The following is a 14,678-nucleotide window of genomic DNA, read 5'->3' on the forward strand; positions in this document are numbered from 1 at the left end:
TCCTAGTATTTATCCACGCAAATAAGGTAAGCCTTATTTTCATTTTTATACAGAATCGAAAATAAGAGATTTCTTATGTTCATCGAAAGATGTCATTCCAGTGCTTGACGCTGGAATCCAGTGAAAAAAAGAATGGGTCCCAGTGTCGGCTACTCGGATGACAAGAGAAGAAAGCACTGTAATGGCAGAAAAAAAGACTACTAGGATAACACCACAGAAAATGCTGAGATTAACAGAGAGCCACTTGAATGACATTATGGAAGTTGTGGTGCTGCATAGTGGCTTTACGTGCACAGCGATTTTCTGCTGCACTGAGCAGATGTGAAGATTTCTTAACCTTTGTATTCCTTAAGACTCTTGCTCGTGACAACCACTGTACCTGCAATTTTATCATGCCAGGTTTGACAGCGTTTGTTGAAATTTGACCATATAAAGCCCAAGAATAATGGTGCAACCGACAATATAAATGAAAAAAACCTCTTTATTGCTTGTCTTAAGGTCATTTTTTTGAAGGTCTGCGCATCCACAACCCTGAGCCCAAGTAGCAATTTTCCCGGTGTAGCGGCAAATCTTACCCACATATATGTTACGTAGCTAAAGAGCATAATAAATTGAACTATTTGACTTAGAATCCATATTAGGATCCATAGTTGACTAAGTCTAACCTGCACTGTCTTCTCTTCCGTAGAAAGTGGCACTTGCATTTGATGTTTTGCAGTAATTTGGCTCAGTGTTTTGCCATCTTCTGAGTTTGTAAGGAGCTGATTCCAGGCTTGGATACAAAACTGTAAGAACAAAACGATAATAATTAAATCGAGCAACACTGATATATAGCGCCTAAATCCTGTCACATAACATATTCCTCTTTCATCCTTTTTGACCTTTTGAATAGCATTCATAGAAGAGAGAATAGAAAACAAGCGGTTAAAAATTTTGTGTAACATATGCATTTTCCAACATTTGAGTGCCCCTGGCCGGACTTGAACCAGCATGCTTTTGCAAGCAACAGATTTTGAGTCTGCCGTGTCTACCATTCCACCACAGAGGCTTATTTTAATGCTATAGGCAACACAAAATTAGTCAAATTTTTTTACCTCATTTAGTTCTAATACATCTTTCAAATTAGAACTAGATATTCTACAATAATCGATAGTTACTCTAAAAACTTAAAATGAATGAACTTGCCAATCTCATCGATTCAAGAAATGTAGACAAGGAAATATGTAAATTACCGCACAATTTAGAAGCCGAGCAAATGCTGATCGGTGCAATGATCCGCGATAATAGAATTTGTGACGCAGTTGAGGATATAATAACCGCTGATAATTTCTATGATCCTCTGCATCAAAGCATTTTTGCGCAGATATCTAAAACCAGAAAACACGGCATAGTTGCCAATGAGCTGAGTCTTAAAATGTTTTTCGAGAACAACGAAAGATTTACCGAATGTGGTGGAGTTGAGTATTTAGCAAAGCTTGCAGCTAAAGCAAGCATCGCACTTGATATCTACAGTTTAACTAGAATAATTCGAGACACTCATCTGAGGAGGTGTTTAATCAAGCTCGGGCAAGAAATAGTTGATGATAGTTACAACTATGACATCGAGAATCCTGCACAAGTACAAATTGAGCAGGCAATGACAAAATTGTTCAACTTAGCAGTAAAAAAACAAGGTGAGAAGACATACATAAAGCTTGCCAATTCGGTTAAAGATGTGGTTGAGAAGATCAGCACGTTGAAAAATAACCCAGAAGCACTGGGTATCACAACTGGACTTCAGGACTTAAATCAGCTTCTTGGTGGTTTGCAGAAATCTGATCTATTAATTCTAGCTGCAAGGCCTTCCATGGGTAAAACAGCGCTGGCACTAAATATCGCACTTAATGCTTGTAAGGTTTTGCAAAAAAGAGCCGACAAGCAACACTATGTTGCATTTTTCTCACTTGAAATGTCAGCAGAACAATTAACTGCAAGATTGATCACGATAGATTCAGGAATTAGCTACTATAAAGCATTGACTGGGAGAATTAGTGATTTTGAATTGCACGAATTTATCAATGCTAGTACAGAATTATCCGAATTGCCTTTTGTTATAGATGACACTCCTGCACTATCAATTAGTGCCCTGCGCACTAGAATACGTTTATTGTATCAATTATATAATGTAGAAGTGGTGTTTATTGATTATCTACAGTTAATCAGAGGGACAACAAAGAGAAGTAGCGAAAATAGGGTGCAAGAAATCTCAGAAGTGACACAGGGTTTGAAAGCAATCGCCAAGGAACTAAATATTCCTATTGTTGCACTGTCGCAGCTCTCTCGTTCTGTTGAACAAAGAGATGATAAAAAACCACAACTTGCTGATTTGCGTGATTCAGGAAGCATAGAGCAAGATGCAGATATAGTCATGTTCCTCTATCGAGAAGAATATTATGAACTGAGGAAGCAACCAAATGAAGGAAGCAATAAACATCGCGAATGGCAAGAGAAAATGGAGAAAATTAGAAATATCGCCGAGCTTATTATTGCCAAACAAAGAAACGGACCAATTGGTAGTGTGAAGCTATATTTTGACTCTAACAGAGGTGCATTTAAGGATTACACAGAGAGACATAGTTCATAACCTTCAGCAACCTTTATCGATTCTTGCTATAATATGCTAATCTGTTAATAGAGTTGACATATCTTTTTACTTGTGCTACAATTTTAATAATAAATTAATTTTAGTGGGGTATATAAATGAAAAATATATTTAGTAAATCTAACGCACCTTATCTGGGCGTTACTATAGCCGTTGTAGGTTTGTTGGCATCAGGAGTATTTGCATTAGCTCCTTATGTTGCTATATTAGCTCCAGTTGCAGCTTTGGGTGTTGGTCTTCCGTTTATCATTAGTGGTGCTGTACTTTCTGTCGTAGCTGGTGTACTTTCAGCTGTAGCAATTAGTAAAAATAATACTATTTCTCAACAAGAGAAGTTCGAAAACCTTGTAGCTGCAAGAAAAAAAGAAGAAGCAAAAGAAAGAGCAGAGTTGAAGGCTAAGGGTCTACTTCCTGACGCTATTGAATTGCCTGGGACTCCTCGACAAGAAAATTTTTCAAATCGCCAAGAGAAGTTTGAAAATCGTGTAGCTCAAAGGAAAGCAGAAGAGGCAAAAGAAAGGGCAGAGTTAAAACTTCCTGACGTTATTGAACTTCCGTATAAATTGATTTCAGTCCCTGACATTATTGAACTTCCATATAAAGAAACTGAGGCTCCTATCCAGCCAAATCAGCCAACTAAAGAAGAGGATGGTCAAGGCTGGATTAGTTGGGGTAGAGACAAGGTTAAGTCATTAGGTAGCAAGGTAAACACTGTAGCGAGAGAATATGCACCACATGTTGTTCCCACAGCGCTTACAGCAGCCACAATATTTTTGGCTTCTTCATTTGGAATAGAAAAAGGTGAAAGTGAGTTTGGCTACACTAATGGTACCCAGTGTTTTCCTTACCGATAATCTAATCCAGGAAAAATAGCTAAAAACTATTCCTCCTCTTTAGTCTCAACCCTCAAAAAAACCGGCGTAGGTTTAGGCAATGTAATGCCTAAACTTACGCACGCGTTGCACAGAGATTTTAAATCACGTTGTTCTTTTGAAATTTGTATTTGATCTAGTATCATTTTAGCTGATCTTGGGACAATTGGTTGCAATAAAATGCCAATTATTCTGATATATTCGAGTAATTTATAGATTACTAAATTCATACGCTCCCTATCGGTTTTACTCAATGTCCAGGGTGCACTTCTGTCTATGTAAACATTGGCTTCAGAAGAGATGTTAACAATTAGAAGTATAATCTGGCTGAATTCATATTTTGACAGATGATTTATCACTTGATCAAGTATAGCTTTGCAATTGGGCAAGCTTTCATCACCTTTGAGTAAACTGCGATCAATTGTTGGTACAATTCCAGCACATTGCTTGTGTAAAAATGAAATTGTTCTTTGTACTAAATTGCCTATATTGTTTGCCAGTTCTGAGTTTATTCGGCTGATCATATTTTTCTTACTGAAATTGCCATCTTGAGCAAAGCTTGCCTCCCGAAGGAGAAAATAGCGTAGCTGGTCGACACCAAATTCTTGAGCTAATCCAATTGGATCTATGACGTTACCAAGAGACTTGGATATTTTTTCTCCCTCGTTTAGCCACCAACCATGAACTGCAATTTGTTTTGGCAGCGGTAAGTCTGCTGCAAGAAGAATTGCTGGCCAATACACAGCGTGAAAGCGCAATATGTCTTTACCGATCACATGAACGTTGAAGGAGTTATTAGCTGATGTCATTCCAGCGCGTGACGCTGGAATCTGTGTTTCCTTCTGGATCCCAGTGTCAAGCACTGGGATGATAGACTGTGGTTCTGCCCAAAACCTCTTATATTCTTCACCTTCAGTACTAGGAAAACCTACTGACGTGAGATAATTAGTTAGTGCATCTATCCAAACATAAATTATGTGTTTGTCATTTCCTGGTACTTTTATTCCCCAGTTAAAGCTAGTGCGAGAGATTGAAAGGTCCGTGAGTCCTGATTTGACGAATGATACCACTTCATTTCTTCTACTCTCCGGAAAGATAAAGTCTGGCTGGTTTTTATAGAGTTCCAGTAATTTGTCTTGCCAGTTTGACAAACGAAAAAAGTAGCTCTCTTCTTTTATCCACTGAACTTCAGCACCCGTTGGCGCCTTGCCATCTATCAACTCTGATTCCTGATAAAATGCTTCATCGCGGACTGAATACCAACCTGAATAAGAACCTAGATATATTTGCCCCTTCTCCTCAAGTCTATTCCACAGAGCTACCACTGCTTCTTTGTGACGTTCTTCCGTAGTACGAATAAAATCATCATATTGAAAATTCATGAACTTAGCTAATTCCCTAAATGAAACACTTACTTCATCTGTAAATTCTTTTGGCTGCATTCTCCGTGCTTTGGCTGCTTTCTCGATTTTTTGCCCGTGCTCATCTGTGCCAGTAGTAAATTTGACACTTTTTCCAGCCAGTCTCATAAATCTTGCTACCACGTCACACAAAAGAGAAGTATATGCGTGACCAATGTGTGGTCTGTCGTTTACGTAATATATTGGAGTAGTGATGTAAAAGTTTCCAAATTGCTTCATTATCCAGTACTGAAAGCTTTATCGTATCCGTACTAGTAGTGAAAATCAAGAAACTATCGAGCCACAAAGTATATAATTAACATCCACGCTTTTGGTTAAATTCCACTCACGTTTTATTACATTATACTCTATGCCAGTCATATCTTGTGGCGTTATATTATTTTCTCTCAAATAATTTGCAATTTCTGACGGTTTGAGAAATTTGTTCCAGTTATGCGTACCTTTTGGTAGCCAGTTTAATATATACTCCGCACCAATTATCGCAAGACAGAAGGATTTAATAGTTCTGTTTATTGTCGATATAAAAATTAACCCTTCTGGCTTTAACAATTCCGCTGCCTTTTTCATGAAAAGCCCTAAATTATCTACATGCTCAACTACTTCCATGAGTAGAACTACATCATATTTTTTGTCACTTTTTAGTTCTTCAATGCTGGTATGTGTGTATTCTATGTTTAATCCCACTTTTTTTGCGTGTGACTGCGCCACTTTTATGTTTTCTTCACATACATCTATTCCCGCAACACTAATGCCAACCCGAGCCATTGATTCTGACAAAATGCCGCCACCACACCCAACATCAAGCAGCGATAATTCCTTTAAATCGCATTTCTTTAACTCTTTTATTTTCTCAACAATGTATGACACTCTCACAGGATTCATCATGTGCAATGGCTTGAATTTACCATTCTCATTCCACCACTCACCTGCCATTTTAGCAAATTTTGATACCTCATCTTCGCTATAAGTTTTTGCTTTTTTCCTACTAGAAGAGGTTATATTGCTAAGTTTATCAAGACGTTTTTTATGTCTGCTTTCTTTTGAAAACTCTGTCTCGAGGAATTGCTTAACTATATCTTTCGCTAATTCACTTGCAGTAAACTCCGCGCTAAGACACAGTATATTTGCGTTGCCATGCTCGCGAGCTAATTTTGCAATCTCGACACTATTACATAAAGCAGCGTAGATTCCTTCAAAACGATTCGCTACGGTACTCATACCGAGGCCTGTACCGCAAATTAATATTCCATAATTTGCCTTTTTGTTTGTTATATCTTCCACAACCTTTACAGCATAATCTGGATAATCCACACTCTTTTGCTTAGCGGTGCAGCCACGATCGATCACTACATAACCCCTGGCTTCCAGATAAGATTTGATTTCTGATTTTAATTCATAACCGGCGTGATCTGAGGCAATCGATATTACATCTAACATACAAGAAACTACAACTTAAAGGCATTTAATATGGGTAATTTATTTTGGATTTTTTGTCAAGCTAACCAATGCTCCCTATCTTTTGAAAGCTCTGAAGCTCGAAATAAATTTCGAGTAAGATGACATAAATTCTGTATAATTTTTATCCTACTACTAACTCGATGAAATGGATCACATAGACATTATAAAATCAAGATTATTATTATCTGACATAGTAGGTAAAAAAGTCAGACTAATAAAAAGAGGGAATAGTTTTGTTGGACTCTGTCCATTTCATAATGAAAAAACTCCATCTTTTTCTGTGAGCGACACTAAAGGATTATACTACTGTTTTGGCTGCTCTGCTCATGGCGATGTGTTTGAATTTATTTCACAAACTGAAGGCTTAAGCTTTAAAGAAGCATTGGAAAGGCTAGCGTCAGCTACAGGTGTTGAGTTACCTAAAAACCTCAATATTACCAAAGAAAGCGACAAATTATTTTCAACGCTGAGTTTAGCTGCAAACTGGTTTGTACAAAAAAAACAAGGTGTTACAGACTATTTAAGGCAGCGCAAAATCTCACCTGAAATCATAGATAAATTTAAGATAGGTTATGCGCCAAGCTCTGGCTTGAAGGAATATTTAAACTCTTCCGGTATTGAAGACGAAATTTTGATCGATATTGGGTTAATAAATAAGAATTCTCGTGATTATTTCTATGATCGGCTGATATTTCCTATACACAACATTGCGGGCAAAGTCATTGGTTTTGGCGGACGTGCGCTGAGCTCTGAGCAACAGCCGAAATATTTAAACAGTCCAGAAAGCCAACTATTTAAGAAAAGAGAAAACCTATATGGATTAAATTTTGCTTTGAGCGAAATACGCAAAAGACAGCATGTGTTTGTTGTTGAAGGTTATATGGATGTGATAGCACTACATCAAGCGGGGATTAGCAACACAGTTGCTCCGCTTGGCACTGCAATTTCTGCAGAACAGATACAAAATCTATGGAGATATACTAAAGAAATCTCTATCTGTATGGATGGCGATAGTGCTGGATATCTTGCTGCTGCACGAGTTGCGGAATTTGCTCTGCCAATATTAGAGCCTGGATACACATTAAAGTTTGTGACTTTGCCGAGCGATAAAGACCCATATGATGTATGCAATGAGCTAGAATATAAGAAAGAAGATGTACTTTCTGCGCTTGACCGTTTAGCAGAACTGCATTCCGAATACTTATGGCGTCACATAGTCAATAGTAGCCTGCAAAGCTACGAAAAACTTGCTCCGGAAAAATATTCAGTCCTTGAGCACAAATTCATGAAATATGTTAATACTATCAGTAACAGCAGCATTAGGAGGTATTACAGAGATTATTTTTACAATAAGGTTAGCGAATTAAGGAGAAACTCCAAAAAGCAGATTTTTAACAGTAAAATCAGGGCAACAAAGGGTGAATACCTTCACAATAAGTCTCCAGAGCTAATTGAAGCAGAGCAAAATCAAGCCATAATTCTGCATATAGTAATAGAATTTCCCGAAATCTTACACCATCCTATATTTTTCGAACAATTTTCTCATTTTGAGTTTACTAATGCCAAGATGAAAAAATTACAACAGCATGTAATTAGTGTGACAAATAGTGGAAGCAAGCTCAATAAAGAGGCCCTATTACGAGAATTTGAGCAGTCCAGTAATATTGAAACTGTAAGGTTTATATTTGAAAAAACTAGCGTATTAAATAGCCAATTAAACGAGAGAAAATCAGCAGAAATTGTATGGAATAATATAGTGTTACGGAAGGAATTGAGTGTATTAGAAGAAGAAAAAGTCAGAGCAAGGCTCAGTGGTAATTTTGACTTAGAGGAAAGATTGATAGAACAAATAAAGCAAATAGAAAATAGTATGCAGGAAATGCAAATGGAGTTTATTCAAAAATAGACAGATTAAACGCAAAACTTGCTTGACAACCCCCAAAAGTCCGCTTACCATACAATTGAAGCTATTTATTTATCTTCAGTCTGTGCAGATAAAATGACAAAAAACTCAATGTATTTGGCGTCTCATGTTTAATTTTTTGCACTATGTGCACTTATGTCTTTAGTAAACTTTCAAGGTTTTTACCTATATAAGCTAAAATGCGCTTGTTAAAGCGTTTAAAACAGTAAAAAACGCCGATTAAAAGATAGATAGTGAATAAATAGCTAACAGGGTTTCTTTTGCTTTTTTTCTGCTTGGTAAATTTCTTAACGTTTAAATTTAGATCAGTTGTGGTTTAAAAGCAGCGAGTTTAGACGTTTAGAATAAAAAAACGCCAGTTTATAAAGTTAATATAAATAACTAGCCACCAACGGGGCTTTTTTTGCCTTTTTCTCTCATTTGGTAAATTTCTTAAACCCTGTCATTCCGGCGTTTGACGCTGGAATCCAGCCTTATTTTCATTTTTACGCAAAATCGAAAATAAGAGGTCTCTTATATTTATCCACGCAAATAGATAAGCCTTATTTTCATTTTTATATAGAATCGAAAATAAGAGGTTTCTTATGTTCATCGAAGGGTGTCATTCTAGCGCGTGACGCTGGAATCCAGTGAAAAAAAAGACTAGATCCTAGTGTTAGCTACTAAGCCTTATTTTCATTTTTATACAAAATCGAAAATAAGAGGTTTCTTATTTTCATCACAGGGTGTCATTCCAGCGCGTGACGCTGGAATCCAGTGAAAAAAAAGACTAGATCCCAGTGTCGGAGCACTGGGATGACATCGTTGGGTCATTCGGATTACATCCACAACCCTGTCATTCCAGCGCTGGTCCACTTTCTGAAGGTGTCGTTCCAGCACGTGACGCTGGAATCCAGTGAAAAAAGAGTGGATCCCAGTGTCGGAGCACTGGGATGACAAAAAAGGGACACTGGGATGACATTGTAGAGGCTACAGGAATTACAAAAGACACACTGGAATGACAAGAAAAGGCTACTGTGATAACATTATACGGGATGGCAAGCAAGAATAAGGGATTGCTGGTATAATTAAGAGTTAGTTTTAGAAATTACCTCAACTCGCTGAAATATATTGACTTTACGTATAATATTAGCTTTAAAGCAGTAAAATAGATTTTAACATATGCGTTCTTTTTATTCTAACCACGCTCTTTTTCTATCTCTATGTTGCCTTTTACTTTTTTTATTATCTTCAATCAAGGCTCAATCAAATGATATGTCAGTCATCCCTACGCCGCAAAGAAAGAATACTGTTATTACGAAGCAAACAGCACAACCAAGACGAATCATTGAAATGCAAGAAACTGACAAAAGTGAAGAGTTTATTCCAATTCCAAAAAGAAACGTAAATAAAAAACTAGGAGACATTGTAAAGCCAAAAGAGGTAAAAAATGAAATAAAAAGTGAAAAGAGTGTTGAGAGTAAAAAGAATGAGCTAGCCGTAACAGAAATCATTAACTCTATAAGGGACAAGCTTACAAAATGCTGGAGTATTCCTGAAAACATAGCTTACAAAGAAAATTTTAGCATAAAAATTAACTTATTACTATCCAATCAAGGTGAAATAATTATGGCTGATGTGGCAGACAGTAGTTCCTATAAAAATAATCCTCTTTTCAGGTCAATAGCAGATAACGCAATGCGTGCAGCATATAAATGTAGCCCTATAACCGGCTTACCTGTTGAACACTACCATATTTGGCGCGAAGTGACACTGGACTTTATTCTAAATGGATGAACCTTACAACAGATTCGTAGTATTTTAGCATAGATTCTGCTAACGTGTAGCTGCAAGAGATTTAATATTCATACAATTGTGGGCAAAGTCACAATTTCAAAATTTTCTTTCAACTCATCTGCACAACTGTTGGTTTGTTCTAAATTTAGCTAGCTGCATATAGTTGGTAGCAGTTAAAAAAACAGATTTGCAGCAAAAAATTAAATTTACAAAAAAATAACTTGATTATGTATGCTAATATGTGTATATGCTAAATTTATTATCAATCTCGTGAAAAGGAGGGTTATTATGAGTCAAAGCATATGGAAGTGGGGAAACACAGCGCACATAACAAAAATGAGCATTGAAGGTACAATTGCACTTGCGTCTTTAGCGGCAGCAATAACAGCAATATTAGTTACTACTAATGTAATTGCCGTACCTGAATCTTTGGCATTTGTTAGCACAATTGTTAATCCTATTGGAATTGCGGTTCTCTTTGTTGCTGCTGTATATTTTGCGGCAAAGGCTATTTCTTCATATCAGCAAATGTCTGTTGCAAAAGGGGAAAAGGGTGATAGAGGTGAACAAGGTCAGAAAGGTGAACAAGGACTAAGAGGTGACAAAGGTGATAAGGGAGATCCAGGACTAAAAGGAGAAAAAGGTGACAAAGGTGATAAGGGAGATCCAGGACCAAAAGGAGAAAAAGGCGAAGTTTCTGAAGAAGCTTTAAAAACACAGCTTACAAGTGTTCTGGAAAACCCTGATGTTGTTAGAGTGCTTAAAGAAAAGGTATCTGAAATAGCACAAATTTAGGCTAAATGGTACATGAGGTAGAGATAATCTACCTCTTTTATTTAAGCATGTAGAAGTTACAACAATCTATCCCAAACCTCAACTATATCCTCATCAAGGTCTATTACTTCCGCTTTCTTGAATTGGTAGCAGTTATTGATAGATTGGATTCCTAAATTTCCTACAAAAGGAATGGCATCATTACCTAAAATTTTACCACTACGGCAGATTATTAATCTGTCAATTAGATCGCTTTTCAGTAGCTCTGTGATTAACACTCCTCCACCTTCAACTAATAACCTTGTTATGCCAACCTCTGAAACAAGCTTTGATACTGTGTCTTTTAGGCAGACTTTGCCTGCCTTCCGACCCGATGTCATTCCAGCGCGTGACGCTGGAATCCAGTTTTTATCACACAATTGCCTGGTGTGCTCGTTTGCAATTAAATTTTCTGGATCCCAGTGTCTGGGCACTGGGATGACAGAAGGGGATGCTGAGATGGCAGGAGGTTTGTTATTTGAATTAACTATCAAGTAGTTAATGTTTTTTATCTTCTTCTCTACTTCTTTATTTGTGATTACCCAAGTTGCTACTTTGTTTGCAGTCTTTGCGATATTATGTTCTTCGCTCAACCTTCCTTGACTATCAATAATTAGCCTGGTTGGTGATCTATCCTCAAGCCCTGGCAATCTGCAGGTAAGTAGTGGATCATCGTTAATTAAAGTGTTGCTGCCAATCATAATTGCGTCATATTTTGCTCTAAGCGTATGTACCCAGTTTCTCGTCTGTTTGCCTGTAATCCATTTACTGTTACTTGTAAATGTTGCGATTTTTCCATCAAGAGTTGTTGCGACTTTGCAAGCTGTAAATGGTCTATGTAACTTCCGAGTGGTGAAAAAGCCAATGTTCAGTTTTTCTGCCTCCTCTTGCATAATTCCTTGTTTTACTTCAATTCCTGCTTCCTTTAGGACTTTAATGCCTCTACCTGAAACTCTCGTGTCAGGGTCAATTGTGGCAATTACTACCCTTTTTATTCCAGCTCTTATAACTTCTGCGGTACAAGGTTCTGTAACTCCAAAGTGGCAACATGGTTCAAGAGTAACGTACATAGTTGCACCATGAGTTAAATCTTTAGCATTTTGTAGGGCGATTACTTCTGCATGTGGGCGTCCACCAATTCCTGTGTAGCCCTTGCCAACCACCATACCATCTTTTGTAATGACACACCCAACAGCAGGATTTGGTGCAACACTTCCAAGAGCTTTTTCTGCAAGCTTTAACGCTATTGACATGAAATAATCATCAGTCATTAGAAAGAGGTCATTTCATATGAGGTGTCAAAAATTCTTCTGTGCTCGTGTATGGCAAATCTATCTGTCATGCCGGAGATATAGTCACATATTACCACTGAGCGCTTATGTTCACAGGCAAGCCTATTCCACTCTACAGGTAATAACCTTGGGTTTTCATAAAAGCATTGAAAAAGCTCCTGTACTATACGTTTTGCTTTGTTCATCGTTCTGCCTAGTTTATAGCTTCTGTATATTTTCTCCATATTAAATTTTTTTATTTCTTTTGTAGCATTGACAACTTCTGGTGAGAATGTGACTAGCATCTTATCTAAGCTTCTTACGTCTTCTACACTTTTTATTTTATAATCTTCAATATTTTTTTTAGTCTGAGAAATAACATCTCTTACCATAATTCCTATAGCTCTACTGAGCGATTCATGTATAAGTTTGTTCTGAGACAGTTCTGAGTATTGGGTTTTTATGTCCTTGAATGTTTTTCCAATTAAAGGAACATCGAGCAGGTCTTCTACGGTGACTAAATTTCCTCTCAATGCGTCATCAAGGTCGTGGACACTGTATGCAATATCATCGGCAATTGAAGCAACTTGCGCTTCGACGCTTGAAAATTCTTCAAGTTTTAGATCATATTTCTCATTATATTCTAGCAATAATGGATTATTTGTGTGAGACACTGCATTCTGACCGAGCAAGGGACCGTTATGCTTTGCAACGCCCTCGATAACTTCCCAACTTAGGTTCATACCATCAAAGTCAGCATGTTTTTGTTCAAGGTAAGTTAAAATTCTTATAGTCTGAACATTATGGTCAAATTCATACTTCTCGGTATCAAGGCCCAAATCTTGAACTGATTTCTTTAAAGCATTCTCACCTGTATGACCAAATGGTGGATGACCAAGGTCATGTGCAAGCGCTATGCATTCAGTAATATCCTCATCCAATCCGAGTCTGCGTGCAATAGATCTTGCAATTTGCGCAACTTCGAGGCTATGGGTAAGCCGAGTGCGGTAGTAGTCATGCTCATAATTGATAAAAACTTGTGTTTTGTACTCCAATTTTCTAAATGCATTAGAGTGAATAATGCGATCCCTATCACGCTGAAAGCAGCTACGGTTTTCATCCTCTAATTCTTTGAAATATCTGCCTCTTGTTTTGCTTGGGAAGCACGCATAGCTTAATAGAAAATTATTGTTTGACATGTAAAATTTCTACTATAATAAGCTATCAATAATAAACGGCGGTAACGATGTCAACAAATTACAATATTAACTTAACTGACAATGCATTGAAAAAGATTCACTCTCTTGCAGAGCAGGAAGGAAATAAGGATTATGTTTTGCGAGTTGCGGTTTCAGGTGGTGGATGTTCTGGCTTCAAATATGATTTTCTTATAGATCAAATAAATAAAAATCTATCTTTGGATGATGACGAAGATGATGATTACGATGATGAATTTGATGACGAAGATGATGATGATTATGAAGATAGCGAGGATTATAGAAGCCACTCTAGTTTTAGTAGAAGAAGTAAAGATATAGTAATTAATGATAAAAATGGGAACCCTGTATTAATGGTTGATAATTGTTCAGCAAAATTTTTAAATAATTCGGTTATAGATTACACTGAAAACCTAAGTGGTTCTGGTTTTCAAATAAAAAATGCTCTCGCTAAGTCGCGGTGTGGATGTGGTAACAGCTTCTCAATTTAATTATTGCCAGACCACTGAGATTTGTAAACATGAGCGGTGATGTAGCGCTAGAGCTGATTTGCGTAGGTAAAAGCTTCAAGAAAAGTCCCGCTATCATAGAAAATATCAACCTAAGGGTTGCAAAAGGACAGGTGGTTGCACTAATTGGCAGCTCGGGATCGGGAAAAACAACTATATTGCAAATTGCAGGCTTACTAGATAAGCCAACTTCAGGTGTGGTGGCAATAGATGGAGTAAATTGCACACAAGCTAGCAATAAATACAAAACTTATATAAGAAGAAGTTTTCTTAGTTTTGTTTATCAATTTCACTATTTGTTACAAGAGTTATCAGTATTAGAAAATGTTATGCTTCCTCAACTTATCGCAGGGAAGAGCAAAGCTGAAGCAATGAAAAGTACACAGACAATATTAGAAAAATTTAGCCTAGAAAACAAAGCAAGTAGTATGATATCTGGAATTTCCGGTGGAGAGAGGCAAAGAGTTGGAATTGCAAGAAGCATTGTAAATTCTCCAAAGCTTTTACTCGCAGATGAGCCGACAGGGAATTTGGACCCAACAAATTCTTTGGATGTGTTTTTGCTGTTATATTCATATGTAAAGAAAAATAACAGCTCTATGCTTATAGTAACGCATAACCACTCCCTTGCAGAAAAAGCAGACTCTGTTTTACAACTAAAAAACGGGTCACTAGTAAAATTGTAAATAGGTATAGTACAGATCTACTTCTTACCCAGCCAATGGTCATTAACAGGATACAGCTCACACGAAGTACTTGCATTGCTTCTAATACAC

General features: G+C 37.2%; 15 protein-coding genes and 1 tRNA gene. 9 read left to right on the forward strand and 7 right to left on the reverse strand.

The window, feature by feature from the left end:
- Positions 1-45: 45 nt before the first annotated feature.
- The 3 genes from HF196_RS00310 to HF196_RS00320 form a co-directional block, all read right to left on the reverse strand.
- Positions 46-255: a hypothetical protein gene (locus HF196_RS00310; protein WP_168455316.1), complete on the reverse strand. Its 210-nt coding sequence runs from the start codon at positions 253-255 to the stop codon at positions 46-48.
- 77 nt (positions 256-332) lie between these two features.
- Positions 333-944 (reverse strand): RDD family protein, encoded by a 612-nt coding sequence (locus HF196_RS00315; RefSeq protein ID WP_168455317.1) that lies wholly within the window; start codon positions 942-944, stop codon positions 333-335.
- Positions 945-965: 21 nt separating this feature from the next.
- Positions 966-1,048 (reverse strand) — tRNA-Leu (locus HF196_RS00320).
- 123 nt (positions 1,049-1,171) lie between these two features.
- On the opposite strand from HF196_RS00320, the gene HF196_RS00325 reads away from it, so the two are divergent.
- Positions 1,172-2,623 carry a replicative DNA helicase gene (locus HF196_RS00325; protein WP_168455318.1) on the forward strand — a complete coding sequence of 484 codons (1,452 nt, stop codon included), beginning with the start codon at positions 1,172-1,174 and terminating at the stop codon, positions 2,621-2,623.
- Positions 2,624-2,739: 116 nt separating this feature from the next.
- A complete protein-coding gene (locus HF196_RS00330; RefSeq protein ID WP_168455257.1) occupies positions 2,740-3,495 on the forward strand; it encodes a hypothetical protein in 756 nt (251 codons plus the stop codon).
- A gap of 26 nt (positions 3,496-3,521) precedes the next feature.
- Here HF196_RS00330 and metG read toward each other — a convergent pair whose 3' ends face one another.
- Together metG and ubiG are read right to left on the reverse strand one after the other, a co-directional pair.
- On the reverse strand, positions 3,522-5,153 hold the full coding sequence (metG, locus tag HF196_RS00335) for a methionine--tRNA ligase (RefSeq protein WP_168455319.1): 1,632 nt from the start codon (positions 5,151-5,153) through the stop codon (positions 3,522-3,524).
- Between the two features lie 45 nt (positions 5,154-5,198).
- The gene (gene ubiG / locus HF196_RS00340) at positions 5,199-6,371 is read right to left on the reverse strand and encodes a bifunctional 2-polyprenyl-6-hydroxyphenol methylase/3-demethylubiquinol 3-O-methyltransferase UbiG (protein ID WP_168455320.1); all 1,173 of its coding nucleotides are present in this window, start codon (positions 6,369-6,371) and stop codon (positions 5,199-5,201) included.
- A gap of 166 nt (positions 6,372-6,537) precedes the next feature.
- Here ubiG and dnaG point away from each other — a divergent pair, with 166 nt between their 5' ends.
- The 5 genes from dnaG (at position 6,538) to HF196_RS06050 (ending at position 10,887) form a co-directional block, all read left to right on the forward strand.
- The gene (gene dnaG / locus HF196_RS00345) at positions 6,538-8,298 is read left to right on the forward strand and encodes a DNA primase (protein WP_168455321.1); all 1,761 of its coding nucleotides are present in this window, start codon (positions 6,538-6,540) and stop codon (positions 8,296-8,298) included.
- A 438-nt stretch (positions 8,299-8,736) separates the two neighbouring features.
- The gene (locus tag HF196_RS00350; RefSeq protein WP_168455322.1) at positions 8,737-8,949 is read left to right on the forward strand and encodes a hypothetical protein; all 213 of its coding nucleotides are present in this window, start codon (positions 8,737-8,739) and stop codon (positions 8,947-8,949) included.
- 123 nt (positions 8,950-9,072) lie between these two features.
- Complete coding sequence (locus HF196_RS00355; RefSeq protein WP_168455323.1) at positions 9,073-9,252, forward strand: hypothetical protein; 180 nt, start codon at positions 9,073-9,075, stop codon at positions 9,250-9,252.
- Between the two features lie 225 nt (positions 9,253-9,477).
- Positions 9,478-10,092, forward strand: coding sequence for a hypothetical protein (locus HF196_RS00360; RefSeq protein ID WP_174855500.1), 615 nt, complete (start codon positions 9,478-9,480; stop codon positions 10,090-10,092).
- 288 nt (positions 10,093-10,380) lie between these two features.
- Entirely contained in the window at positions 10,381-10,887 is a 507-nt protein-coding gene (locus HF196_RS06050) for a collagen-like triple helix repeat-containing protein (RefSeq protein ID WP_168455324.1), read from the forward strand.
- Positions 10,888-10,943: 56 nt separating this feature from the next.
- Here HF196_RS06050 and ribD read toward each other — a convergent pair whose 3' ends face one another.
- Together ribD and HF196_RS00375 are read right to left on the reverse strand one after the other, a co-directional pair.
- Positions 10,944-12,176, reverse strand: a complete 1,233-nt coding sequence (gene ribD / locus HF196_RS00370; RefSeq protein ID WP_168455325.1) for a bifunctional diaminohydroxyphosphoribosylaminopyrimidine deaminase/5-amino-6-(5-phosphoribosylamino)uracil reductase RibD — start codon at positions 12,174-12,176, stop codon at positions 10,944-10,946.
- Positions 12,176-13,375: a deoxyguanosinetriphosphate triphosphohydrolase gene (locus HF196_RS00375; protein ID WP_168455326.1), complete on the reverse strand. Its 1,200-nt coding sequence runs from the start codon at positions 13,373-13,375 to the stop codon at positions 12,176-12,178. Before HF196_RS00375 ends, ribD begins: the two co-directional genes overlap by 1 nt.
- 47 nt (positions 13,376-13,422) lie before the next feature.
- Here HF196_RS00375 and HF196_RS00380 point away from each other — a divergent pair, with 47 nt between their 5' ends.
- Together HF196_RS00380 and HF196_RS00385 are read left to right on the forward strand one after the other, a co-directional pair.
- A complete protein-coding gene (locus HF196_RS00380; protein ID WP_168455327.1) occupies positions 13,423-13,884 on the forward strand; it encodes a HesB/IscA family protein in 462 nt (153 codons plus the stop codon).
- Between the two features lie 29 nt (positions 13,885-13,913).
- Complete coding sequence (locus HF196_RS00385) at positions 13,914-14,588, forward strand: ABC transporter ATP-binding protein (protein WP_168455328.1); 675 nt, start codon at positions 13,914-13,916, stop codon at positions 14,586-14,588.
- Positions 14,589-14,678: the final 90 nt, after the last annotated feature.

It is taken from the genome of Wolbachia endosymbiont of Ctenocephalides felis wCfeJ, assembly GCF_012277315.1.
GTDB lineage: Bacteria > Pseudomonadota > Alphaproteobacteria > Rickettsiales > Anaplasmataceae > Wolbachia.